Below are 22,578 nucleotides of genomic sequence, written 5' to 3' on the forward strand. Positions count from 1 at the left end.
CAAGTGGGAGCGGCCGCTCGGGCCGGGGTTCAGACGGACTGCTCGGTGGTCTTCGCCCGGCGCCAGGGGTGCAGCAGAGTGGCACCGAGCTCCCCGGTGGTGGGGAACGCGGCCGGGTCGGTGAGGCCGACGGCCTTCGGCACCCTGCCGGGCCGCCAGGTGAAGCTCCCGAACACGTGGTCCCAGAGCGAGAGGTCGGAGGCGTAGTGGCCGGCTTCGGCGAGGTCGGTGCTGTGGTGCAGGCGGTGGAGTTCCGGCCCGGCCAGGACGTGGCCGAGCGGGCCGATTCGGACTTCGATGTTGGCGTGGACGAAATACCCCTGAGCCAGGACGAATATTCCGACCACGAACACTGAATCCGGCGAGAATCCGATCAGCGCCAGCGACAGTTGGACCACGGACTGTGCGACGAGCACGTCCAGGAAATGATTCACGCCGTTGTTCGCGACGTTCACCTTGTCCGGGACGTGGTGCACCCCGTGCAGCCGCCAGAGCCACCGGTTGCGGTGGGACCAGCGGTGCACGAGGTAGTCGCCGAGCGAGCCGACCAGCAGCGCGAGTGGGATCTCCATCGCGAACGGCAGCGCCGGGTGGGCCGGGCCGAGCACCTCCACCAGCGTCGCCACCAGCCCCTGGGCCAGCGCTCCACCGACCATGCTCAGCACGAAGTAGACGCTGTACCAGCCGAGTTCGCGTCGGCTCGGATGCCAGTCGACCCGGTACGGGATCACCCGTTCCAGGACCGCCAGGTATCCGAGGACGGCGACCAGGAAGAGCGGGGAGACCCGGTCCGGCGCCCAGTGGAAGTGCAGGGTCGCGACGGCCGTGCACAGCACACCCAGCAGCAGCAGCGGGTGGGCGAGCCGGCGGGCAATGGCTGACAGCACGCGCCCCCCGTTCTTCGCGGACTAACGACTGGAAACGTCAGAGACTCTAGCGGCAGACACGCGCCGTGACAGTCATTCGACGTGTTAACTCCATGAATGACCCGATCGGCGGACTATACGCTCACGAAGTTGACGTTCGTACGGCGTGAAGGGGGCGCATTTTCGAGAAGGAGTGGGAATTGGCGGCGTGCGACCGCATCCGTCCAGGTCGGCGGGCGCTGGTGTGCGCCCCTTCCGTGCCACCCCGCGCGGCCACCTGATCCGGCCAATCGGGCGGCCGTCGCCGCGGCCCCCGGAGCACCGCCCGATCAGGAGCGGGCCGGCTCCGCCAACCGGTGTGCGGCACGGGGCGCGTGCGCCGCGAGACGGTCGCGCAGACCGCGCAGCTCGTACTCGACCAGCGCGGGCAGGGCGGTCACGCCGGTCGCCTCCAGGGCGGGCCCGAGCAGTTCGACGGCCGTCGCCGGGTCGTGCGCGCAGACGTGGCAGTCGGCCGCCCGGACGATGAAGAGCAGTCGACTGGAGGGCAGTTGGTCCGGACCCAGCAGGCCGAGGGCGGTCTCGGTGGCGTCCAGCGCGCGGCGGGCCAGCCGGGGGTCGTCGGTGGCGGCGGCCAGGTCGCGCAGCGCGGCGGCCGCGGCGGACTCCACCCGCATCCGCATCGAGGCGATCGAGAGCCAGGGCACGTCGACCTCGTCCTCCGCGCCGATGTGGTCCAGGTGCGCCCGCGCCAGCCCGATCTGCCGGACGGTCGCCCGCACGTCACCGGTGAGCGCGTACGCCCGGGCCCGGCTGATCCGGCCCATCGCGCCGGCCCAGTGCCGGTCCGGAGCGACCCGTTCGATCTCGCGGGCGTAACCGAGCGCGGCGACCGGGTCGCCGTCCAGCCGGGCCAGGATGCTCATGTCACTGAGCGTGCCGACCTGGGTGGCCCGGTCCACGGCCAGCCCGGCCCAGGTGAGGGCGCGGTCGTAGCAGGCCATCGCGGTGGCGTTGCGACCGTCCTGCATCCGCAGCGCACCGGCCGCGTGGGCGTGCTCGGCGGCCAGCCGGACCAGCGGACCGCGCTGCACGGCGGGGGCGCCGGCGAGCCGGGCGAGCACCGCGTGCAGGGTGCGCTCCACTGCGGCGGCCAGGCCCGGCCGGTCACCGGTCTCGCCGGAGCGCAGGTGGGCGGCGAGCAGCCCGGTCAGGGCGTGCGCGGTGACGTCGTCCAGCGGGCGCCCGGCGGCCGGGTCGGCCAGGCCCTCCGGGGCACAGAACTCGGCGTGCAGGGCGACGAGTTCTCCGGCCTGGGGGACCGCGCAGCCCTCGGCGCCGTGCAGCGGGCAGAGCAGGCCGTAGTCCGGCAGTCGCAGCGGAGCGGGGGCCGGGGGCGGGACGGGCGCGCCGGGCGCTGCCCCGCCCGGCAGCGGAGGTCGGAGCAGAGCGGGTGAGAAGGCGTCCAGCACGCACAGCTCGGCGCTCTCGGCGCGCTGGCAGGCGGCGCTCAACTCGCCTTCCGCGCCGAGGAGCTCGTCGATCCGGTCGGCGACCCGGGGGGTGACCCGGCGGGCGCCGTGCTCGATCTTGCTGACCGCGGTGTGGTCGTAGCCGATCCCGGCGCCGAGCTGCGCCTGGGTGAGTCCGGCCCGGCGCCGCCAGTGCCGCAGCCGGGCACCGAACTCGCGCCAGGCGTCCTGCCCCCGGCCGGTCGGCGGTGCCGGCACCACCGCCGCAGGGACCACACGGTTGCGCTGCACGGCTGCCTCCCGGGCGGGTCGTCCTCGGCCGGTCGCAGGGACTGCCGACGGTTCCAGTGATTCCGACGACTCCGATGACGAGGACGGTACTCGATCGCCACCGGCTCCGTACATGAGGTGGTCTCAACCACTTGAAGGAAAGCCCAGCTTGACGCAAAGCCGGACCTGCGGGCTTGACGGAATTTGCCAACCCCTTGCCTCGCACGCACCAGGCATTGACCTGGGCATGACGCCGTGTGAGGGTTCGGGCACCCGAGCGCGGACGGCCCGCACGGCCGTCCCCCAGATGCGGCCCCCTGCGGTGTGCCACCGGCCTGCCGTCCGCGGCCGAGGACCCCCACACGCGAGGAGCCCCGATGATGCAACGCAGGATTTCCGCGGGAAGGTTGCTGACCGCGGCGACCACCCTGACCGTGCTGGCCGGCATGATCGCCGCCACCGCGGGGCCGGCCACCGCCGCACCCGCCCCCTCCCCGGCGCCGCCGAGCGCCCTGGCCGCCGCCGTCAACGCCGCCGACGCGGCTGCGAACGCGGGATTGGACGCGCTGGCCAAGGGCCCGGGCGAGACGTACGAGCGCAAGGCCGTCACGCCCTGGCTCGGCGGCCTGTACTCCGTCTCGTACGAGCGCAGTTACCACGGCCTGCCGGTGGTCGGCGGCGACGCGGTCGTCCTCGCCGACTCCCGGGGCACGGTCCGCGCCCTGCAGTCCGCCGCCACCGGCCCCGTCGGCGGCTCGACCACCCCGCAGGTCAGCGCGGCGGCCGCGGAGAAGACCGCCCGTACGAAGCTGGCCACCGTGGACTCGGTGGACTCCCGCCGCCTGGTCGTCCGGGTCAAGGACGGCACCGGCCGGCTCGCCTGGGAGACCGTCCTCAAGGGCCGCACCGCGTCGGCGCCCAGCACGCTGCACGTCTTCGTGGACGCGGCCACCGGCGAGGTGCTCGACAGCTACGACGACGTGCGCGCCGGCACCGTCAACAGCAAGTGGAACGGACCCGCCCCGGTCACCATCAGCACCACGAGCTCGGGCGGCTCCTACTCGCTGCGCGATCCCAACCGGCCCGGCCTGTCGTGTTCCGACTACAGCACCGGACAGGTCTTCTCCAAGTCCTCCGACTCCTGGGGCACCGGCAGCGCCTCCAGCAAGGAGACCGGCTGCGGCGACGCGATGTTCGCGGCCCAGAAGGAATGGGACATGCTCCGCGACTGGCTCGGTCGCAACGGCCACAACGGCAACGGCGGCAGCTGGCCCGTCAAGGTCGGCCTCAGTGACGTCAACGCCTACTGGGACGGCAGCACGATATCCATCGGCCACAGCCAGGCCAACGAGTGGATCGCCGCGATCGACGTGGTCGGCCACGAGTTCGGCCACGGCATCGACCAGTACACCCCCGGCGGCGCCAACAACGAGTCCGGCCTGGGCGAGGCCACCGGCGACATCATGGGCGCCCTCACCGAGGCCTACGCCAACGAGCCCTCGCCGTACGACACCCCGGACTACACCGTCGGCGAGATGATCAACCTGGTCGGCAACGGCCCGATCCGCAACATGTACAACCCCTCCCTGGTGAGCAACAACCCCAACTGCTACTCGGCGTCCATCCCGAACACCGAGGAGCACGCCGCGGCCGGCCCGCTCAACCACTGGTTCTACCTCCTCGCCGAGGGCTCCGCCCCCGGCGGCGGCAAGCCCACCAGCCCCACCTGCAACAACTCCTCCGTCACCGGCATCGGCATCAAGGACGCCGGCCGGGTCTTCTACGGCGGCATGCTCCTCAAGACCAGCGGCATGACCTACAAGCGCTACCGCACCGCCACCCTGACCGCCGCCAAGAACCTCGACCCCACCTGCACCTTCTTCAACCGCGCCAAGGCCGCCTGGGACGCCGTCAGCGTCCCCGCCCAGACCGGCGACCCCACCTGCACGCCGTCCGGCAGCAACGACTTCTCGCTCTCCCTCGGCCCGGCCTCCGGCTCCGTCCAGCCCGGCGCCTCCACCACGGCCACGGTGAGCACCGCGGTGACCTCCGGCACCGCCCAGACCGTCGCCCTGACCGCCTCCGGCCTGCCCTCCGGCGTCACCGCGAGCTTCAACCCCTCCTCCGTCCAGGCCGGCTCCTCCGCCACCCTCACCCTCAACGCCTCCTCGAGCGCGGCGAACGGGACCTACCAGATCACCGTCACCGGCACCGCCGGCACCACCACCCACACCGCCCAGTACAGCCTCACCGTCGGTGGCGGGGGCAACCCCGGTGGTTCCGCGCCCGACATCGACGTCGCCAAGATCCAGGCCCACCTGTCCCAGCTGAACAGCATCGCGAGCCAGAACGGCGGCCACCGCCGGGCGGGCAGCGCCGGACACAGCCAGTCGCTGGCGTACATCAAGGGCAAGCTCCAGGCCGCCGGTTACAGCGTCACCGAGCAGACCTGCACCTCCTGCACCTACCAGTCCAACAACCTGATCGCCGACTGGCCCGGCGGCCCGGCCGACCAGGTCACCATGTTCGGCGCCCACCTGGACAGCGTCTCGGCCGGCCCCGGCATCAACGACAACGGCTCCGGTTCGGCCACCCTGCTGGAGAACGCGCTCGTGCTCGCCCAGCAGAACCCCAGCCTGACCCGGCACGTGCGGTTCGCCTGGTGGACCGGTGAGGAGCAGGGCCTGCAGGGCTCGCAGTCCTACGTCGGCCAGCTGGGCTCCGCCCAGCGCTCCGCGATCAAGGCGTACTACAACTTCGACATGATCGCCTCGACCAACGCCGGCTACTTCATCAACAACATCAACTCCGCGGCCTCCGCCCCGATGAAGGCCTACTGGGACTCGCTGAACCTCAAGCCGGAGGAGAACGTCGAGGGCCAGGGCCGCTCGGACGACTACTCCTTCCAGCAGGCCGGCATCCCGACCTCCGGCTACGCGGCCGGCGCCAGCGACACCAAGACCTCGGCCCAGGCGGCCAAGTGGGGCGGCACGGCGGGCCGTTCCTACGACTCCTGCTACCACTCCTCCTGCGACACCACCGCCAACATCGACGCGACGGTGCTGAACCGCAGCGCCGACGGCGTGGCGTACACCATCTGGAAGACCTCGGTCGGCGGCACCACGCCCACCAACGACTTCTCCGTCTCGGTGAACCCCGCCACCGCCACCGTCAAGCCCGGTGAGACCACCACCGCGACGGTCGCCACCTCGACCACCTCCGGCTCGGCCCAGACGGTCAACCTGACCGCCTCGGGCGCGCCGACCGGCGTGACGGTCTCCTTCAACCCGTCCTCGGTGCAGTCCGGCGGCTCGGCGACGCTCACCGTCGCCACCTCCGCCTCGACCCCCACCGGCACCTACAACATCACCCTGACCGGGACCGGCTCGGCCACCCACAGCACCAGCTTCTCGCTGGTGGTGGGCAGCGACTCGCCCAACCCCGGCGGCACCTGGACCGCCGGCACCACCTACCAGGCCGGCGACATCGTGACCTACAACGGCGTCAGCTACCGCTGCCTCCAGGGCCACACCGCCCAGGTCGGCTGGGAGCCGCCGATCGTGCCCGCGCTCTGGCAGCAGGTGTGACCGGGACGCTCTGACACCCGGTGAAGCCGCTGCGCCGCGGTCCGTCGAGGGGACGGACCGCGGCGCAGCCGTACGCCCGGGCTCTCGGGGTCCGCGCCCGGCCCTCTCAGCCCGGGTGGAAGGCGACCCGGACGGTCTCGTCGAACGGGACAATCAGGCCGTTGCCCGTCTCCCAGGTCCAGGTGTGCGGGATCAGGAACATCCGGCCGCCGGAGTGGGCCAGCAGGCGCAGACCCTCGTAGCGGTAGCGGAACCGCTCGCCCGGCTCCACGCCCGGCAGCGCCGTCTCCCGCACCCCGGACCATCCCAGGTGGAGGCGCTCCGGGGTGTCCAGGACGACCGCCGGACGCCGGTAGAGGTGCCGGGCCAGCTGCTCCGCGTCGGCCGTGCCCTTCTGCTGGGCGTAGCCGCCGACCGCCCAGAACGCGCAGAGCACGGCGATCGCCACGCTGATCCCCAGCGCCGCCCGCTCGCCGGTCAGCGGGTACGGCGCGCCGGTGCCGCGCACGTACAGCAGCCGGGCCAGGACCGCGAGCAGCAGTCCGCCGCCGATCAGCAGCGGGGTGCCCATCGGGCCGGCGTCGAACACCTCGAAGCCGGCCAGGAAGCCGAGCAGCAGCAGCGGCACGACCAGTACGGCGACGGCCGAACAGGCCCGTCGCACCGTCCGGGCGCCGACCGTGCCGCCCTCGGCCGCCCTGGTCGCGACGTGGTAGCCGAGCGCGCCGACCAGCGCCCCGCACAGGGCGACCCCGGCCGGCACGTACAGCGCGGGGGAACTGCGGAGCAGCACGTCCTGGGTGGCGAAGCCGATCATGCCGGCGTCGATGCCGAAGTAGCCGTAGAGCGAACTGGTGTAGGCGTAGCCGAAGAAGAAGAGCAGCGCGGTGAGGAGGGTGGTCGGGGCGACCCAGGTGGCGAGCTTGGCGATCCAGTCCGACCAGGAACGCGAGGACGGCCGCTCCGGCTCCCCCGGGGGTGCCTCCTCGGCAGGGCTCAGTAGGTGCTCCCGGTGCCGGTGGGGGCACCGGTGTACGGGCTCGACCCGCCGGTGGGGGTCGAGCCGTTGGTCCCGCCGTTGCCGGTGCTGGCCCCTGCGCCGGGGTTGCTGATGATCACCGAGCCCACGGCCTCGATCCGCTTGGTGGAGTTGTCGGCCGTCACCGTGAGGCAGATGTTCCGGCTCTCGGTGCCGGGCTTCCACGGCGGGAGCTGGAACTCGACCCGCTCGCTCTGCCCGTTGATCACCTGGACCTGCTGCGAGGCGGGGGTGGCGTACTCCGTACTGCCGCAGTCGGACACCTTGCTGATCACGGCCGTGAAGTCGGTCGTGGTGCTCGACGGGAAGGACAGGCTGATCCGGGCGGTGCGGTCGCTGCCCTGGACGTTCGCCGAGGGCTCGCCGGCGTTCCGGAAGCTGCCCTGGTCCCCCTCGTCCTTGGTCCGCTGGTCGTCCGGCTGCCCCGAGGCGCTGTTCTGGCCGGTCTGCCCGGCCTGGGGGGCACCGGCCGACCCGGAGCCGCCACCGCCGCCACCGCCGCCGCAGGCCGTGAGGGCCGGGAGGAGCAGGGCCACCGCCAGCCACCGGGCCGCTCGGCGGGTCCGGCCGCCTCCGAAGTGCCGGGTCCCGGGCATGCGTTCTCCCATCCGCGCAACGAGCAGGGGCCGGTCGGCCCGGTCGCACGCTAGCCGTGCGCGGACGTCCCGGCGGGCCCCCGCGCCGTCCCGGGCCGGGGCCGCCACCCGTTCGGCGCAACCCGGGCGGGCCCGCCCTGGCATAGAGTCGGGCCGCAACGGACGCACCGTCAGCCGAACGGAAGGACCCGCCCCGTGAGCACGGACACCCGCCCGGTACCGGAGCTGGCCGCCGAGGCCGTCGAGCAGTGGCGGGCCGAGGAGGCCGAGCTCGTCGAGCTGCTGGCCCGGACGCGGCGCGGCGTCGGCGGCATCGCAGCGTTCCGGCTCGGCCCGACGCCGACCGTCCTGGTCACCGACCCGGCCGCCGTGCAGCACGTCCTGGGCCACCACCCGGACCGGTACGTCAAGCGCTCGCACCGCGCCCGGATGCTGGTCGGGGACGGCGTGCTGTCCGCCGCCGGCGACGCCTGGAAGCGTCAACGGCGGCTTCTGCAGTCGCAGTTCACCGGCACCGGGATGCGCCGCTACGAACACCGAATCGCCGCGGCGGCGCGCCGCACCGCCGAGCGCTGGGAGGGGTACCGGCGCACCGGGGAGACCTTCGACGTCGGCGAGGAGATGCGCGGCTTCGCCCTGGACACCGTCTGGCGGGCGCTCACCGGGCAGCCGCTGGACGACCGGACCGACGGCGAACTCCGGTCGGTGGAGCGGGTGGTGGCCGCCATGCCGACGCTGCCGACCAACGCGGCGGACGCCCGGGACGCGGTCGCCGCGGACCTCGCCCGGATCGACGCGGTGGCGCACGCGGCGATCGAAGCGGCCCGCTCGGCCGACCCGACCGAGGAGCCCGGGGTGCTGCGGATGCTGGTCGAGGCGGGCGAGCGGCACCCCGAGTACACCGACCGGCTGATCCGGGACGAGCTGGTCACCCTGCTCGTCGCCGGCCACGAGACCACGGCCACCACGCTCACCTGGCTCTTCCTGCTGCTCGACCGCCACCCCGAGGCCCGGACGGCCGATCCGCAGGCGCTGGTGAGCGAGACGCTGCGGCTCTACCCCTCCGCCTGGCTCCTCCCCCGGCACGCCCTGGAGGACGACGTCATCGCCGGGCACCGCATCGCCGCCGGGACGGACGTGCTGGTCTGCCCGTACCTCACCCACCGGGACCCGGCACTGTGGCCCGACCCGGAGCGCTTCGACCCCGCCCGCTTCGCCACCGACGCCGACCGCCCCGGGCAGCTCGGCGCCTACTTCCCGTTCGGCCTCGGCGCCCGCGCCTGCCTGGGCACCCGGTTCGCGCTGCGCGAGACCACCACGCTGCTGGAACTCCTTTTGCCGATGGGGCCGTTGGTTTTCCGTTCACGGCCGGCGGGGGCGGCGTACAGCATCACCGTACGGCCGGACGGGCCGACGCCGGCGGTGCTGGGCTGAGGCCTCCTACGGCGCGGAGCCGTCCGGCAGCGGGTGCTCCGGCTGCGGGTGCTCCGGCAGCGGGTGCTCCGGCTGCGGGCCGTCCGGCAGCCCGGGCAGGAAGCCGTCGGAGAGCTCCTCGCCCGCCAGGGCGGCGTCCACCCGGGCACTGATGTGGGCCCGGGTGGTCGGACAGTCGAGCGGGCGGTCCCGACTGCACAGCAGCATGTGGGTGAGGACGGCCGCGGCGTGTTCCAGCCGGCGGGCGCGGGCGAGCATCCCGTCCCGCTGGGCGTGCAGCAGCGCCCTGCGCTCGGCCGCCTGCCCGCTGGCCAGCACGGCGGCGGTCCCGCCGACCGGGATCATCCCGTCCACGTGCCAGAGCTGGACCAGGGCGAGGCGTTCCAGCGCCTCCCGGTCGTAGTGGCGGACCCGGCCGCGGCGCGCGGCGGGGGCGACCAGGCCGCACTCCTCGTAGTAGCGCAGGGCCGGCACCGAGAGACCGAAGGCCGTCGCGACCTCGGTGATCGAGTACAGCTCCGCCATCTGCCGCCTCCTCCGTCAGGGGAGGGCCCGGACCGGATCATGTTCGGGCCAGGTTGTGTTCGGGCCGGGTTGCGCTCAAGCGCGCTTGAGCGAGAAAGCTTAGGCAAGCCTAACCTCTTGTCGAAGCGAAGGGCCCTCCTCTCATGCCGCCCACCGATGCGCCCGCCACCACCGCGCCGGTCACCGCCGTACCCGCGCCCGGCACCCCCCGGGCCTCCGGAGCCCTGCTCGTGCTCGGCTTCGTCCTGCTCAGCCTCAACACCCGGGTCGCGTTCGGGCAGATCGGGCCGCTCGCGCCGGTCGCCGGGTGGGGCCCGGGCACCGTGACGCTGCTCGCGCTGCTGCCGCCGCTGTGCATGGGCCTGTTCGCCCCGCTCGGCGCCCTGGCCCGGCGGCGGCTCGGCGAGGAGCGCGGGCTGTTCTGGGCGAGCGTGCTGCTGCTGGTCGGAGCGGCGCTGCGGACGGCGGGCCTGCCCGGGCTGTACGCGGGCACGGTGCCGGTCGCGGTGGCGGTGGTGAACGTGCTGATCCCGGTGTTCGTCCGGGCCCGCTTCGCACCCCGGCGGATCGGCACCATGACGGGCGTCTACGCGCTGTCCATGGGCGCCGGTTCGGCGGTCGTCGCCGCGCTGGTCGCGCCGGTCGCGGACGCCTGGTCCTGGCAGGCCGCGATCGCGATCGCCGTCGTCCCCGCGGCCCTGGCGGCGGCCGGCCTGGTGCCGCAGCTGCGGGTCGCACGGGAGCTTCGGGCCGCATCGGAGCCGGCCGGGCCCGCCGCACCCGTCGGACGCCGACCGGTCGGGCGGACGGCGCTCGGCTGGAGCCTGACGGCCTTCTTCGGCGTCCAGACCCTGGTCTTCTACGCGACGCTGGCCTGGCTGCCCACCCTCCTGGTCGACGCGGGACTGAGCCGGACCGCCGCCGGCACCGACCAGGCCGTGCTGATCCTCGGCCTCGCCGTCGGCGGGTTCCTCGTCCCGACCCTGGCCGCCGCCCGGACCGACCAACGGCCGCACATCCTGGGCGTGGTGGCCGTCTGCGTCCTCGGTCTGCTCGGCCTGGTGCTCGCCCCGGCCGGCGGGGCCCCGCTCTGGGCCGCCGTCCTCGGAATCGGCATGGGCGGCGGGCAGGCGCTCGCCGCCGTCCTGTTCGCCCGCCGGGGCACCGACCCGGAACACGTCGCCGCGCTCTCCACCATGGCCCAGACCTGGGGCTACCTGCTCGCCGCCACCGGCCCCGCGCTCGCCTCGGCGCTGCGCACCACGAGCGGCACCTGGACGGCACCGTTGCTCGCGATGGCCGGCCTGCTGGTGGCCGGCTGCGTCCTCGGACTGCGGGCGGGGCGGGCTGTCACAAACCCGCGCCGGGATCCGTCGGACAGGTGACCGCACGGTCCACCCACCCGCTCGGAAGAAGAGGAACGCCAGCATGAACGCCAGCACGAACACCCGCCCGATCACCGCCGAGGTCCCGCTGCGCCCGCGCATGGCCCAGGATCCGGTGGAGCTCGTCCCCGAGATCACCGAGGTCTCGGCCGCGCTGTTCAGGGCCACCGGCAACGGGTCCGTCCCCCGGAGCACCATCGGCCTGGTCCAGCTGCGGGCCGGCCAGATCGCCGGCAGCACCTACCTGACCGTCCTGCACACCGGTTTCCTCCGCGCGGCCGGCGAGTCCGAGGAGCGGATCGCCTCGGTCGCCGGCTGGCCGGACTCGCCCTGGTTCACCGCCCCCGAGCGCGCGGCGCTCGCCCTGGCCGAGGCCGTCCTCCGGCCCAGTCCGCACGGCGAGCGGGTGTCGGACGCGCTGTACGCCGAGGTCGCCGGGCACTACGACGACAAGGCGCTGACCACGCTCATGCTCGCCATCGGCCAGGTCAACTTCTTCACCGCCATCGCCCTGGTCGCCAAGCCCGTCCCCGGCCGGTCCTTCACCGACCCCTGGGCCTGACCGGCCCGCACCCCTGCGGCCCGCCCGGCCGATCACCGGGCGGGCCGCACCGGTCGACCGATCACCCGTCCCGGCATAGGCTGATCCGCGCCCGAACGGACTTTCGTCCGGCCGGGCCGAGGCGGGCCGACATACCGGAGGGGGCGTGCCCGCGGCACACGAGGGATCACAGGGGGGACGGCGGCATGTCCGGGGAGCGGAAGAACGACCGGCACGACCAGCACGACGAGTACGACCGATATGACCAGTACGACGAGGACGACGGGCACAGCGGGCACGCCGGAGTCCACGGGCACGAGGGGCTTCACGGGCACGAGGGGCTTCAGCCGCAGGACGGCTACGGCGCCCACCGGGAGTACGACGAACTCGCCGACGACGACGTCCGGTACGAGCCGTTCGACGAGGACGAGGAGCAGGACGGTGGCGGGGCCCCGCGCGGATCGACCACGCGCCGGGTCGTGATGGTGGCGGCCGGAGGGGTGTTCGCCGCCCTGCTGGCGGTCGGCGGCTACGGCGCCTACAACGTGCTGAACGCCGTGACGGACAACGGCCCGTCCGGCGCTCACCAGGGTGCCGGCACCGTGTCGAAGGCCCCGCAGGACCCGCCGACCGCCGAGCAGGCCGAGGCGGCGGCCAAGGAGTTCCTGGCCGCCTGGAGCCGCGGCGACATCGCGGCCGCCTCCGGTCTGACCGACCGGCCGGAGACCGCCCGCGCCGCGCTGACCACGTTCCAGGAGCAGGTGGGCCCCCGCTCGCTCGCCCTGACCGGGACGGGCCGCGCCCAGGCCGACTCCCCGAGCGAACCGGCCCTGGGCTTCCGGGTGAAGGCGGAGTTCGAGGGCACCCCGGACGCCTGGGAGTACGACGGGGTGCTGAGCGTCGTCCGCTCCCAGGACGGCCGGCCCGTGGTGCGCTGGAAGCCGTCCGTGATCCACCCGCAGCTCGCCCAGGGCGGGACCATCGCGGTGAAGGCACTGCCCAACGCCGTCTCCAAGCCCACCGACCGCAAGGGCCGGCCGCTCGACACCTTCCCGTCGCTGCGCGCCGTCCTCCCCCAGATCACCCCGCCGGACGGCGCCGCCACCGTCACCGGCCGGGCCGTCATGCTCTCGGGCCCGGGCGGCGGCAGCGAGCCGGAGCAGTTGTTCGTGCTGACCCCGCCGAGCGCCCCGCAGGTCAAGCTCACCCTGGACGCCGACCTGCAGCAGGTGGCCGAGGAGGCGGTCAAGCAGCAGTCGGCGAACGGCAATCCGGCCTCGCTGGTGGCCGTCCAGCCGAGCACCGGGAACATCCTGGCGATGGCGTACGCCCCGCAGGGCGGGTTCAACCGCGCGATCGCGGGCGGCCAGGCGCCCGGCTCGACGATGAAGGTGATCACCGCGGCCGCCCTGCTGGAGGCCGGGGTCGGCCCGGACACCGTGGTGCCCTGCAAGGCCACCACCTACTCGCCGCGCGCCTGGCACAACGACGAGCCCGGCGACTTCCCGTCCTACACGCTCGCCGACGACTTCTCCCACTCCTGCAACACCGGCTTCATCGACAAGGGACTGGAGAAGCTCCAGCCCGGCACCCTGGGCACGGTGGCCCGCGACCAGTTCGGCCTCGGGCTGGAGTGGCACATCGGCGTCCCGAGCCGGGACGCGACCGTCCCGGCGCCCGGGAACAAGGACGAGGCCGCGGCCTCGTACATCGGCCAGGGCCGGATCCAGGCCAACTCGCTGGCGATGGCCTCGGTCGCCGCCACCGTGCAGAGCGGGACGTTCCGCCAGCCCGTGCTGCGCGAGGACGCCAAGCGGGCGACGGCACCCGGCAAGCTCCCGGCCGACGTCGCCCGGGACCTGCGCGCCATGATGGCGAAGACCGCCACCCAGGGCACCGCCCGTACCCCGATGGCCGGCCTGTCCGGCCAGATCGGCGCCAAGACCGGCACCGTCGAGGCCGGCGGCCAGGCCAACAACAGCTGGTTCATCGCCTACCGCGGCGACCTCGCCGTCGCCGCCGAGGTCGAGGGCGGCGGGCACGGCTTCAGCGCGGCGGGCGTGGCCGCGGCCCAGGTGCTGAAGGCGGGTGGCAAGGGCTGAGCCGACCGCCCACGGCCGCCGGGCCACGCCTCGCCGGCGGCCGGGCCGGGACGTCCGGCGCGCACCGCCCGCGTGCGCGCCGGGGCGCGTGCGCGGGGGTGGATTGGAGCAAGTGCTGTGGCGCGGGGGGGTGGTTCAGGCGGTTCCTTCGCCGTGGATCAGACGGAGGTCCGGCACGCCGGGGAACGGAGGAGTGCGCTCCGCCTCCCGTTCGGCGATCAGGTCGGCCAGCATCCGGGCGCCCATCGCGCGGAACCCGGCCTTGCGCTCCTCGTCGGCCTCCTCCTCGCCCGGGTAGAGGATGGCGTGGACGGCCCCGTGCTCGTCGTCCCAGGTGTAGCTGCGGTACGGCGGCGGGCCGGGCTCGCCCGCCTCTTCGGCTTCGCCCGTCCCTCCGGTCCCGCACGTCGTTCCGGTCTCGTCCGTCGTTCCGGTCTCGTCCGTCATGGGAACCTCCGGTGGTCGTCCTCGGGTGGTCTTCCGGTATGGGAAACGATTCGGGAGCAAAAAGGGCCCGGCCCCGCCGGGGAATCCGGACGGCTTCCGCGGGGCCAACTTCCGTATGCCGACCGTCCACTTAACGGCACGTCAGCGCTTGATAGCGTCGACCGGGACGCCGCGTCACCACGGCGCCGCACCTCCCACGAAACGAGAGAGCGCCACATGGCCCCCAGGACGATCCGCCGAGCCGTCATCCCCGCCGCCGGCCTCGGCTCCCGCCTCCTGCCGCTGACCAAGGCCACGCCGAAGGAGATGCTGCCCGTCGGCGACAAGCCGGTCATCGAGCACACCGTGCGCGAGCTGATCGAGAGCGGAATCACCGACATCACCATCGTCGTGAACGGCGACAAGGGCCTGATCCAGGAGCACTTCCGCCCCAACCCCGTCCTGGTCGAACAGTTGCGCCGGGACGGCAAGGAGGCCTTCGCGGCGGCGGTCGAGGAGGTCGGCGAGCTGGCCCGCAAGGGCCACATCAGCTACCTCTACCAGCACGGCCCGTACGGCAACGGCACCCCGGTGCTCAACGCCGCCCGCCACTTCGGCGACGAGCCCTGCCTGGTGCTCTGGCCCGACGACGTCTTCGTGGCCGAGGTCCCCCGCGCGCAGCAGCTGATCCGGGCGTACGAGCAGACCAACGCGCCGGTGCTCGCGCTGATGCCGATGGCCCCCGAGGACTCCTACCGCTACGGCGTGCCGGTGGTGAAGGAGGACCTCGGCGGCGGCTCGCTGCGGATCACCGGTCTGGTCGAGAAGCCGAAGCCGGCCGACGCGCCCTCCTCGTACGCGGCGATCGGCGGCTACGTCATCACCCCCGGCATCGTCGACGAGCTGCGCGAACTGACGCTCCGCTGGCACGAGAAGCCCGAGGACGAGGTCTACCTGACCGACGCCATCAACGCCTACGCGGCGCGGCGCGCGGTCTACGGGCAGGTCATCGCCGGCACCTGGTACGACACCGGCAACCCCGCCGCCTACCTGCGCGCCCAGTTCGCCGCGGCGCTCGCCAACCCCGAGTACGGCCCCGATCTGCGCCGGCTCGCCGCGGAGCTCTCCCCGGCCGTCGCCGGCTAGGCGGTACGGCCCGTGCCCGGCGGGCCGGCGCCCGGACCTCCCGGGCGCGGGCCGTCCGGGCACGGGCCGGTGAGCGGCTCCCCGCCGGCCTGCGGTCCGACAGATCGGCGGTCCGGCGGATCAGTAGTCCGGCAGGTCGAAGTCGAGGGCCGCCCGGAAGGCCGCCTCCAGCTTCGGGTCGGACTGCCCGAGGTTCGTGACGGTCTCGGACCGGGCCTTCCGGTCCCCGGTCACGTCGAGGATCGCCTGGTTGGCGGCCACGTGGTCGCGCAGCCGCCGCTCGTAGGCGGGGTAGGCCGCGCGGTGGTCGCCGTCGGCCGCGCGCAGTTCGCCCGCCAGGACGTAGGCGGCGGTCAGCGCCACGCTGGTGCCCTGGCCGGTGGCCGGGGAGCAGCAGTAGCCGGCGTCGCCGAGCAGGACGACGCGGTCGTTGGACCAGCGGTCCATCCGGATCTGGGCGACGACGTCGTAGTGGAAGGCGTCGGACTCCCGCATCGCCTCCAGGAAGCGCGGCAGCTCCCAGCGCGCGTGGGCGGAGCGCTCGGCCACCAACTGCCGCTGGCGGGCCGGGTCGCGCGGGAGCATGTCGTCGATCGGCTCGTCGCTGTGGAAGCCGACGAAGACCCGCAGTTCGCTGTTGCCGCGGACGGTCATCGCCATGCAGAACCAGTTCGGGCCGTCGCCGTCCCGGTGGGCGATCTCCCAGCGGTCGAGACCGAGGTGATTGGGCGCGCTCCAGCCGGCGACGTAGGTGTTGATGGGGTGGAGGTAGTCCGCCTCGGGGCCGAAGACGAGGCGCCGGGTGTTCGAGTGCAGGCCGTCGGCGCCGACGACCAGGTCGAAGGAGCGCTCGGTGCCGCTGCGGAACCGGACGTCGACGCCTTCCGGGTGCTGCGCCAGGGTGGCGATCGAGTCGTCGAAGCGGTACTCGACACCGGGCCCGGCGGTCCCGTCGCCCGCGGCGCCACCGTCCGCTCCGGCGATCAGCTCGGCGAGTTCGTCGCGCAGGATCTCCACGTCCGGGCCGCCGATCGGCCCGCCGCTGGCCGTCCACTCGGTGGTGCTGCGCAGCTCGCGGCCGTCCGCGTCGACCACGGACATCCCGCGCAGCCCGGTCCGGCGGGCCCGGACCTCCTCCAGCAGCCCCATCCGCTCGACCACCGTCAGGGCGGTGCCGCGGATGTCCACCGCCTGCCCGCCGCCGCGCAGCGAGGGGGCCCGCTCCACGACCGTGACGCGGAAGCCGTAGCGGTTCAGCCAGTGGGCGAGCGCGGTGCCGGCGATCCCGGCGCCGGAGACCAGGACCGAGGTGGGGCGGGTGCCGGAGTGCGGCCGGATGTTGTTGGACATGGTGACCTCCCGTGGGTTGCTCTGTTTCAACACCAGCGTGGGCCGGGGCACTTGTACCGTGCGGACAGGACGCGGACACGGCGCTGTCACCGCTGACAGGGCACCGGCGGCGCGCTGACAGGACGGCGCCCGGTCGAGCCCCGGCGGGGCGCCGTGGCCGATCGGTGGACGGTGTGTCATGAATCTGCAACAGCGCCCCCACCAGGCGCGATACGAATTGCCCGGGCACCGGGCGGCCCGTATGGTGCTCGGACGCCGTCGCGCGGACGGCTCGGGGGACGCACGAGGGGTGAACCATGGCGCAGGGGTCGGGGTACGCGATCCAGGCCGGCGGGGCCGAGGGTCAGGCGAAGGCGCTGGACAAGGCGTCCGGGGACGAGGGCACGATCGGGACGGCGATCAGCGATCCGGTGTGCTACACCGCTGACGTGTTCGGGGGCGAGGACGTCGATCCGGCGTACCAGAACTTCAGCAGCTCCTGGCAGGCGCAGAGCGCGACGATCAAGAGCGCGCTGAGCGAGCTGGCGGGCAAGGTGCGCGGTTCCTCGGCCGGCTACCAGTCGGCCGACGGCGCCGTGGTGAAGGACCTCGTGGCGGCCTCGGGCAGCGGCGGGTACCGGCCCTTCGGCTGAGTCCGGCACACGGGCCGCGGCTGTACGCGCGGCCGAACGCGCGGTTGTACGCACGGCCGAACGCACGGCCGAACGCGCGCCCTGGCGGCCGACGAGGAGCCGGCGGGCAGCGGCAGGAACCACACCACGGGCAACGGGAACGGGGCGAACGAGCCGCCATGGCAGGCGAATCCACCACGCAGCGCTGCAAGGCGCTGAGCGACCGGTTGAAGGACGTCCGCGAGGCGGACAGCAAGAACGGGCTGATCTCCGCGATCAAGGGAGCCCTCGCGGTCCACGCGCCGGTCGGGGACCCGGGCACCATCGAGGCCACCGGCAACCGCTACAAGAACGCGGCCGCCGACTCGAACCAGCTCCACCAGGACGTCCTGGCGGTCGCCACCGCCGGGCTGCCGGACGTCTGGACCGGTTCCACGGGGGCGAAGGCCGCCGAGGTGGTGGCCGCCGCGGCCCGCGCCGTCGACGAGCAGACCAGCGCGCTCCACAACGGCGGGATAGCCCTGCTCCGCCTCGCGGACGCGCTGCGCAACGCCCAGGGCCAGGACAGCACCGCGCGGTCCGCGCTCCAGCAGGTGCTGGGCTCGCTGGGCGGTGAGGACGGCTGGTTCGACGGCTGGTTCGAGGACGACGAAGACGAGGCGGCGCGCAAGAAGGCGCAGCAGGCCGCCGTTCCCCAGGTCGACGCGATGCTGAGCGCCGCCAAGCGCGCCGACGAGGCGGCCCGTGCGGCGGCCCGCGACCTGAACAAGCTGGCCTCCGAGGCCCGCGCGGGCAAGATGAAGACCGGTGCGGTCACCGCCGCCGACAAGCTCGTGCTGGCCGAGACCTCCGGTCCGGACGGTCCGACCGAGCTGAACGAGCTGTTGACCGCCAACGACATGAAGCGGTCCGGCGAGTACCTGGACAAGATGAACGAGAAGGACCGCGCGGACTTCGAGAAGCTGCTCGCCGACTCCAAGTCCCCGCAGGAGCGCGCCTATCTGATGAAGGCGCTGGCGGCCGGTCACAACCTGGACGAGATCCGCGCGTTCCAGGGCAAGATCCACGGCAAGGACCCGGAGTGGCTCCGGACGCACCTGACGCCCGTCCGCACCGAGGACGACGACACCACCAGCGGCGGGACCAACGACGACGGTTCCAACAAGAACACGGACGAGGTCACCTTCGACGGCGCCCGCTGGCAGCAGGCGAACACCGAGGGCACCTGCGTCGCCTCCTCCACCGTCACCGCCCGGGCGATGGTCGATCCGCTCTACGCGCTGGACCTGACCGGCGGGCCGACCGGCCAGGAGGACGACCCGGCGGCGTTCCAGCAGCGGCTGCTGGCCGAACAGCACCGGGTGCACCAGGAGGGCGACGGCGGCGACAACTGGGACGGCATGGGGGCGGACGGCAAGGAGAAGGTGCTGGAGAAGGAGGTCAGCCCGCACACCGGCGCCGACTTCGACTACAAGAAGATGCCGAACCCCGACGACCGGCGCGAGCTCCTGCCGGACATCGAGAAGGCGGTCGCCGACGGCAAGCCGGTGCCGGTCGGGGTGGAGGGCTACGACAAGGACGGCAAGCGGTCGGGCCACGCCATGATGATCGTCGGCCAGGAGGGCAACATGCTGCAGATCTACAACCCGTGGGGCACCACCACCTGGGTCAGCGAGGACGACTTCGTCAACGGCCACATGGGCGGCGCCTCGGACAACCGGCTGCCCACCGCCTACGCCGTCCACCTGCCGAAGTGACCGGGACGGTACGGGTGTTCACGAGGGTTCCGGTCCGGGCGGTGGCACTGGCGGCCGACCTGGGCGTCCTTGCGGCCGTCCTGGCAGCCGGGCTGACGGCCTGCGGGCAGGACGCGACGGCCACACGAAGCGGGCCGGAGCGCGGCCGGGTGCTCGGCGCGCAGGAGCGCTCGGTCGACCTCGCCGTCGGCGAGCGCTTCACGGTCGCCGTCCCGGACAACACCTCGGCCGGCGACCGCTGGAGCGTCGTGGACCCGAGGCCGGACGCCGCCGTCGCCGCCCTGGCCGACGAGCGGCTCGACCTCCCGGAGAAGTCGAAGACCTCGGACGGCGTCGGCGGCACCCGCTTCTACACTTTCGAGGCCAAGGGCCGCGGGACCACCGCCGTCACCCTCCTCAACTGCTTCCGCAGCTACTGCAACCTCCCCGCCCCCAGCGACGAGAACAGGAAACTGGTCGTGCGCAACACCTACACGGTGACGGTCCGATGAGCCCCGACGACCGCTTCCGCCCCAGGACGGACGACGAGCTGCGGCAGCTCGACGTGTCCGCCATGCTCCGCTACGGCCTGGCCTTCGCCGGCCCGCACCGGGCCGCACTGTTCGGCGAGGGCGCCGTCGCGGCCGCGCTGGCCGCCGACCGGCTGGGGGTGCTCCCCCGGTCGCTCGCCTTCCTCGCCGAGGTGGTGCGCAGCGGCGGCGCCCGCTACGCCGCCGACCTCCCCGAGCCGCTCCCCGGGACGGAACCGGCCCGGCTCGCCCGGGACTGGCTGGGTTCGGCGGCCACCACCGTCACCACCGTCGACGGCGACCAGTTGCTCGCCCGCTGGCTGGAGGCCGTCGCGGAGATCCTGGGACTGCGCCGGGACGTCCGCGGTGGAGCGGGGGGCTGAGGGACGGGGGGCTGAGGGGCGGCCCGGACCGGGGCCGGTCCTGCGGATCGGGGCCGTCCGGGCGCCCCCTCTCCCGGGGCCGGTACCTGCACCGGAACGGAGCGTTACTGCTTGACAGGGTGCGTAATACTGTAACGCGGTACGCCCGCGGACCACGGCCTCGCGGCCCCGCCGGGTCCCTGTCCCCGCAGCTCGGAGCAGCACATGCACCCCTTCCTCGACCACCCCGGGCCGCTCGCCTTCGCGCACCGGGGCGGTGACCTCGGGCGCCCCGAGAACTCGTTCGCCGCCTTCGAGGCCGCCGTCGCGCTCGGGTACCGCTACCTGGAGACGGATGTTCACGCCACCGCCGACGGCGTGCTGGTGGCCTTCCACGACTCACACCTCGACCGGGTCACCGACCGCGCCGGGGCGGTGGCGGAGCTGCCCTGGGAGACCGTCGGGCGGGCCCGGATCGGCGGGACCGAGCCGGTGCCGCTGCTGGAGGACCTGCTCGGCGCGTTCCCCGGCGCCCGCTTCAACATCGACGTCAAGGCGGCGCCGGCCGTCGGTCCGCTGGTCGAGGCGATCCGCCGGACCGACGCCTGGGACCGGGTCTGCGTCGGCGGCTTCTCCGACACCCGGCTGGCCGCCGTCCGCGCCGCCGCCGGCCCCCGGCTGGCCACCTCGCTCGGCCCCCGCGAGGTCGCCCGGCTGCGACTGCGTTCGCTGGCCGAATCGTTCCTGCCGTCCGCCGGTCCGGGGTCGCTGTCCCGGCGCCGGGGGGCGCCGTTCGCCGGGCTGTGCGCCCAGGTGCCGGAGCGTCACCGGGGCGTCCGGGTGGTCGACCGGGCCTTCGTCCGCACCGCCCACCGGCTCGGGCTCCAGGTGCACGTCTGGACTGTGGACGATCCCACACGGATCAGGGCTCTCCTCGACCTGGGCGTGGATGGCATCATGGCCGATCGCATCGACGTCCTGCGGGACGTCCTCGGCGAGCGCGGCTGCTGGACGGACGGCAGTACCGGCTCCAGCACGGTGATGGGAACCCCATGAGCACCACGAACTCGGCGACGCACCTGCCGGACGACCCACCGACCGATCCCGCGGCCGCCGCCGACGACGGACGGGCCCTGCGCCGAATACAGTTCGGCTGGTACGTCAACGACTGGGCCAACGCCGCCTTCTCGGCCACCGTCCTGACGGTGTTCCTCGGCCCGTACCTGACCTCCGTCGCCAAGGACGCCGCCGACGCGGCCGGCAATGTGCACCCGCTCGGCCTGACGATCCGTGCAGGATCGTTCTTCCCGTACACGGTCTCCTTCTCCGTGCTGCTCTCGGTCGCGGTGATGCTGTTCACCGGCACGGTCGCCGACCGCACCGGCCGGCACAAGGAACTGATGTGCGGCTTCGCGTACCTCGGCTCGCTCGCCACGATGGGGATGTTCCTCCTCCAGGGCGACCGCTACCTGCTCGGCGGCGCGCTGCTGGTGGTCGCCAACATCTCGTACGCGGTCTCGGTCGCGCTCTCCTACGCCTACCTGCCCGGCCTGGCCTCCCCCGACGAGCGCGACAAGGTCTCCTCCAAGGGCTGGGCCTACGGCTACGCGGGCGGCGGACTGCTGCTGATCGCCAACCTGGCGCTCTTCCAGGGCCACGACGCGTTCGGCCTGGACTCCGGCACCGCCGTGCGGATCTGCCTCGCCTCGGCCGGCCTGTGGTGGGCGCTGTTCACCGTCGTCCCGATGCTGCGGCTGCCCTCCCGGGCCGGCATCGCCCCCAGCCCCACCGCCGCCCCGGCCGAGGACGGCGAGCCCGCCGGCGGCAGCCTGCGCCAACTCGCCGACACCCTGCGCGGCATGCGCAAGCATCCGCTCACGCTGCTCTACCTCGCCGCCTTCCTCTGCTACAACGACGGCATCCAGACCGTCGTCTCCCAGGCCTCGCTCTACGGCAGCGAGGAACTCGGCATGGAGCAGACCTCGCTGGTCACCGCCGTCCTCCTGGTCCAGGTCGTGGCGATCGGCGGCGCCCTGCTGCTCGGCCGGATCGCCCACCGGTACGGCGCCAAGCGGACCATCCTCGGCTCGCTGGTGGGCTGGGTCGTCACGCTGGCCCTGGGCTACTTCATGCCTGCCCACCAGCCCGTCTGGTTCTACGTCCTGGCCTGCATGATCGGCCTGGTGCTCGGCGGCAGCCAGGCGCTCTCGCGCTCCCTGTTCTCCCACCTCGTCCCGCCTGGCAAGGAGGCCGAGTACTTCAGCTTCTACAAGGTCAGCGACCGCGGCACCAGCTGGATGGGCCCGCTGGTCTTCGGCCTCGCCTACCAGATCACCGGCAGCTACCGCTCGGCGATCATCTCGCTGCTGATCTTCTTCGTCATCGGTTTCGTCGTCCTGCTGAAGGTGCCGGTCCGCCGCGCCATCGAGGCCGTCGGCAACCCGGTTCCCGAACGGCTCTGACGGCTCGCACTCCGGCGGCTCGCACGACGACCCGGGCCCGGCCGTTCCCCCGATGGGGGGACAGGAGGGGCGGCGGGAGGTCGAAACGGGCGCGCGCGGGCAGAGCGGGGTGCTCCACCGAGACGAGGTACTGGTGCA

19 protein-coding genes are annotated in these 22,578 nt (G+C 73.4%); 12 read left to right on the forward strand and 7 right to left on the reverse strand.

The genetic code is table 11. The features are described from left to right. Positions 1-29 precede the first annotated feature (29 nt). Positions 30-887 (reverse strand): sterol desaturase family protein, encoded by an 858-nt coding sequence (locus ACFVUY_RS09425; protein WP_387686599.1) that lies wholly within the window; start codon positions 885-887, stop codon positions 30-32. A gap of 308 nt (positions 888-1,195) precedes the next feature. Next, positions 1,196-2,629: a helix-turn-helix domain-containing protein gene (locus ACFVUY_RS09430; protein WP_387728554.1), complete on the reverse strand. Its 1,434-nt coding sequence runs from the start codon at positions 2,627-2,629 to the stop codon at positions 1,196-1,198. Between the two features lie 356 nt (positions 2,630-2,985). Between ACFVUY_RS09430 and ACFVUY_RS09435 the strand changes: the two genes are divergently transcribed. Continuing rightward, entirely contained in the window at positions 2,986-6,195 is a 3,210-nt protein-coding gene (locus ACFVUY_RS09435) for a M28 family peptidase (protein ID WP_387728557.1), read from the forward strand. 106 nt (positions 6,196-6,301) lie between these two features. Here ACFVUY_RS09435 and ACFVUY_RS09440 read toward each other — a convergent pair whose 3' ends face one another. Both ACFVUY_RS09440 and ACFVUY_RS09445 read right to left on the reverse strand, forming a co-directional pair. Next, positions 6,302-7,012 (reverse strand): hypothetical protein, encoded by a 711-nt coding sequence (locus ACFVUY_RS09440; RefSeq protein ID WP_387728560.1) that lies wholly within the window; start codon positions 7,010-7,012, stop codon positions 6,302-6,304. Between the two features lie 179 nt (positions 7,013-7,191). Next, positions 7,192-7,830, reverse strand: a complete 639-nt coding sequence (locus ACFVUY_RS09445; protein ID WP_387686607.1) for a hypothetical protein — start codon at positions 7,828-7,830, stop codon at positions 7,192-7,194. A 195-nt stretch (positions 7,831-8,025) separates the two neighbouring features. On the opposite strand from ACFVUY_RS09445, the gene ACFVUY_RS09450 reads away from it, so the two are divergent. Beyond that, complete coding sequence (locus tag ACFVUY_RS09450) at positions 8,026-9,264, forward strand: cytochrome P450 (RefSeq protein ID WP_387728562.1); 1,239 nt, start codon at positions 8,026-8,028, stop codon at positions 9,262-9,264. Between the two features lie 6 nt (positions 9,265-9,270). Here ACFVUY_RS09450 and ACFVUY_RS09455 read toward each other — a convergent pair whose 3' ends face one another. After that, positions 9,271-9,789 (reverse strand): MerR family transcriptional regulator, encoded by a 519-nt coding sequence (locus tag ACFVUY_RS09455; RefSeq protein ID WP_387728564.1) that lies wholly within the window; start codon positions 9,787-9,789, stop codon positions 9,271-9,273. Between the two features lie 143 nt (positions 9,790-9,932). On the opposite strand from ACFVUY_RS09455, the gene ACFVUY_RS09460 reads away from it, so the two are divergent. The 3 genes from ACFVUY_RS09460 (at position 9,933) to ACFVUY_RS09470 (ending at position 13,817) form a co-directional block, all read left to right on the forward strand. Continuing rightward, a complete protein-coding gene (locus ACFVUY_RS09460) occupies positions 9,933-11,174 on the forward strand; it encodes a CynX/NimT family MFS transporter (protein WP_387728566.1) in 1,242 nt (413 codons plus the stop codon). 43 nt (positions 11,175-11,217) lie between these two features. After that, on the forward strand, positions 11,218-11,736 hold the full coding sequence (locus ACFVUY_RS09465) for a carboxymuconolactone decarboxylase family protein (protein ID WP_387728568.1): 519 nt from the start codon (positions 11,218-11,220) through the stop codon (positions 11,734-11,736). A 185-nt stretch (positions 11,737-11,921) separates the two neighbouring features. Beyond that, positions 11,922-13,817: a penicillin-binding transpeptidase domain-containing protein gene (locus ACFVUY_RS09470; RefSeq protein ID WP_387728570.1), complete on the forward strand. Its 1,896-nt coding sequence runs from the start codon at positions 11,922-11,924 to the stop codon at positions 13,815-13,817. Positions 13,818-13,952: 135 nt separating this feature from the next. Here the strand turns inward: ACFVUY_RS09470 and ACFVUY_RS09475 are convergent, their stop codons facing one another. Then, positions 13,953-14,264 carry a hypothetical protein gene (locus tag ACFVUY_RS09475; protein WP_387686623.1) on the reverse strand — a complete coding sequence of 104 codons (312 nt, stop codon included), beginning with the start codon at positions 14,262-14,264 and terminating at the stop codon, positions 13,953-13,955. A 216-nt stretch (positions 14,265-14,480) separates the two neighbouring features. Here ACFVUY_RS09475 and ACFVUY_RS09480 point away from each other — a divergent pair, with 216 nt between their 5' ends. Further along, positions 14,481-15,389, forward strand: a complete 909-nt coding sequence (locus tag ACFVUY_RS09480) for a UTP--glucose-1-phosphate uridylyltransferase (RefSeq protein ID WP_387686625.1) — start codon at positions 14,481-14,483, stop codon at positions 15,387-15,389. A gap of 120 nt (positions 15,390-15,509) precedes the next feature. Here the strand turns inward: ACFVUY_RS09480 and ACFVUY_RS09485 are convergent, their stop codons facing one another. Continuing rightward, positions 15,510-16,739, reverse strand: coding sequence for an FAD-dependent monooxygenase (locus ACFVUY_RS09485; protein WP_387728572.1), 1,230 nt, complete (start codon positions 16,737-16,739; stop codon positions 15,510-15,512). Positions 16,740-17,035: 296 nt separating this feature from the next. Between ACFVUY_RS09485 and ACFVUY_RS09490 the strand changes: the two genes are divergently transcribed. From ACFVUY_RS09490 to ACFVUY_RS09515, 6 genes are all read left to right on the forward strand, one after another. Next, positions 17,036-17,371 (forward strand): hypothetical protein, encoded by a 336-nt coding sequence (locus ACFVUY_RS09490; protein ID WP_359914846.1) that lies wholly within the window; start codon positions 17,036-17,038, stop codon positions 17,369-17,371. A gap of 158 nt (positions 17,372-17,529) precedes the next feature. Then, positions 17,530-19,107: a peptidoglycan-binding protein gene (locus tag ACFVUY_RS09495; RefSeq protein ID WP_387728575.1), complete on the forward strand. Its 1,578-nt coding sequence runs from the start codon at positions 17,530-17,532 to the stop codon at positions 19,105-19,107. Positions 19,108-19,121: 14 nt separating this feature from the next. Beyond that, positions 19,122-19,598: a protease inhibitor I42 family protein gene (locus tag ACFVUY_RS09500; protein WP_387728577.1), complete on the forward strand. Its 477-nt coding sequence runs from the start codon at positions 19,122-19,124 to the stop codon at positions 19,596-19,598. Beyond that, positions 19,595-19,999, forward strand: a complete 405-nt coding sequence (locus ACFVUY_RS09505; protein ID WP_387728579.1) for a hypothetical protein — start codon at positions 19,595-19,597, stop codon at positions 19,997-19,999. The genes ACFVUY_RS09500 and ACFVUY_RS09505 overlap by 4 nt, the downstream gene beginning before the upstream one ends. A 204-nt stretch (positions 20,000-20,203) precedes the next feature. Then, positions 20,204-21,034 carry a glycerophosphodiester phosphodiesterase gene (locus ACFVUY_RS09510; RefSeq protein WP_387728581.1) on the forward strand — a complete coding sequence of 277 codons (831 nt, stop codon included), beginning with the start codon at positions 20,204-20,206 and terminating at the stop codon, positions 21,032-21,034. Next, the gene (locus ACFVUY_RS09515; protein ID WP_387728584.1) at positions 21,031-22,440 is read left to right on the forward strand and encodes an MFS transporter; all 1,410 of its coding nucleotides are present in this window, start codon (positions 21,031-21,033) and stop codon (positions 22,438-22,440) included. Before ACFVUY_RS09510 ends, ACFVUY_RS09515 begins: the two co-directional genes overlap by 4 nt. Positions 22,441-22,578: the final 138 nt, after the last annotated feature.

Origin of the sequence: Kitasatospora sp. NPDC058063, from assembly GCF_042885395.1 — a bacterium.
Classification (GTDB): domain Bacteria; phylum Actinomycetota; class Actinomycetes; order Streptomycetales; family Streptomycetaceae; genus Kitasatospora; species Kitasatospora lactacystinica.

Bases quoted from the DNA above. Each gene is read 5' to 3' on its own strand.
- ACFVUY_RS09440 (WP_387728560.1), bottom strand. From the start codon at position 7,012: ATGATCGGCTTCGCCACCCAGGACGTGCTGCTCCGCAGTTCCCCCGCG.
- ACFVUY_RS09445 (WP_387686607.1), bottom strand. From the start codon at position 7,830: ATGCCCGGGACCCGGCACTTCGGAGGCGGCCGGACCCGCCGAGCGGCC.
- ACFVUY_RS09475 (WP_387686623.1), bottom strand. From the start codon at position 14,264: ATGACGGACGAGACCGGAACGACGGACGAGACCGGAACGACGTGCGGG.
- ACFVUY_RS09470 (WP_387728570.1), top strand. From the start codon at position 11,922: ATGTCCGGGGAGCGGAAGAACGACCGGCACGACCAGCACGACGAGTAC.
- ACFVUY_RS09515 (WP_387728584.1), top strand. From the start codon at position 21,031: ATGAGCACCACGAACTCGGCGACGCACCTGCCGGACGACCCACCGACC.
- ACFVUY_RS09510 (WP_387728581.1), top strand. From the start codon at position 20,204: ATGCACCCCTTCCTCGACCACCCCGGGCCGCTCGCCTTCGCGCACCGG.
- ACFVUY_RS09490 (WP_359914846.1), top strand. From the start codon at position 17,036: ATGGCGCAGGGGTCGGGGTACGCGATCCAGGCCGGCGGGGCCGAGGGT.
- ACFVUY_RS09485 (WP_387728572.1), bottom strand. From the start codon at position 16,739: ATGTCCAACAACATCCGGCCGCACTCCGGCACCCGCCCCACCTCGGTC.
- ACFVUY_RS09455 (WP_387728564.1), bottom strand. From the start codon at position 9,789: ATGGCGGAGCTGTACTCGATCACCGAGGTCGCGACGGCCTTCGGTCTC.
- ACFVUY_RS09435 (WP_387728557.1), top strand. From the start codon at position 2,986: ATGATGCAACGCAGGATTTCCGCGGGAAGGTTGCTGACCGCGGCGACC.
- ACFVUY_RS09495 (WP_387728575.1), top strand. From the start codon at position 17,530: ATGGCAGGCGAATCCACCACGCAGCGCTGCAAGGCGCTGAGCGACCGG.
- ACFVUY_RS09505 (WP_387728579.1), top strand. From the start codon at position 19,595: ATGAGCCCCGACGACCGCTTCCGCCCCAGGACGGACGACGAGCTGCGG.
- ACFVUY_RS09465 (WP_387728568.1), top strand. From the start codon at position 11,218: ATGAACGCCAGCACGAACACCCGCCCGATCACCGCCGAGGTCCCGCTG.
- ACFVUY_RS09460 (WP_387728566.1), top strand. From the start codon at position 9,933: ATGCCGCCCACCGATGCGCCCGCCACCACCGCGCCGGTCACCGCCGTA.
- ACFVUY_RS09480 (WP_387686625.1), top strand. From the start codon at position 14,481: ATGGCCCCCAGGACGATCCGCCGAGCCGTCATCCCCGCCGCCGGCCTC.